At 57.2% G+C, this 444-nt stretch carries 1 protein-coding gene; it reads right to left on the bottom strand.

Going from position 1 to position 444, the window contains the following annotated elements; genetic code table 11:
• Positions 1–59: 59 nt before the first annotated feature.
• The coding region (locus tag J1C49_RS21555) for an integrase core domain-containing protein (RefSeq protein WP_227447861.1) at positions 60–444 on the bottom strand (385 nt) is incomplete at its 5' end.

The raw sequence follows: 444 nt of genomic DNA, 5'->3' as shown, positions 1-444 counted from the left end.
TGACCTGAGACCCGACTTCCCTCCAGCTTTGCAGAGAATCCGTCGGTTGATTTCTGACCTCATGCGGCCTTGGTTTCCAGTCTCCATTTCATTGCGAATTCCAGCGGCGTGAGATTGCCGAGGGATGAGTGTGGTCTTTGTCGATTATAGTCGTCCTTCCATGCTTCGATCTTGTCGCGGGCTTCCGTCAGCGATGAGAATAGGGTTTCGTTCAGCAGCTCATCGCGGAAGCTGCCGTTGAATGACTCGATGAAACCGTTCTGCATCGGCTTTCCGGGCGCGATGTAGTGCCAGTCGATCCGCGTCTCCTGACACCATCTGAGCACCGCCATACTGGTCAGTTCCGTTCCGTTGTCGCTGACGATGGTCTTGGGCCTTCCACGTCGCGCCATGATCGACGTCAGTTCGCGGGTGACGCGCAGTCCGGAGAGCGACGTGTCCGCG

The organism is Cognatishimia sp. F0-27 (assembly GCF_020667845.1).
In the GTDB taxonomy this organism is placed as follows: Bacteria; Pseudomonadota; Alphaproteobacteria; order Rhodobacterales; family Rhodobacteraceae; genus JAFMPQ01.
This window is presented reverse-complemented; position numbering and strand designations above follow the sequence as displayed.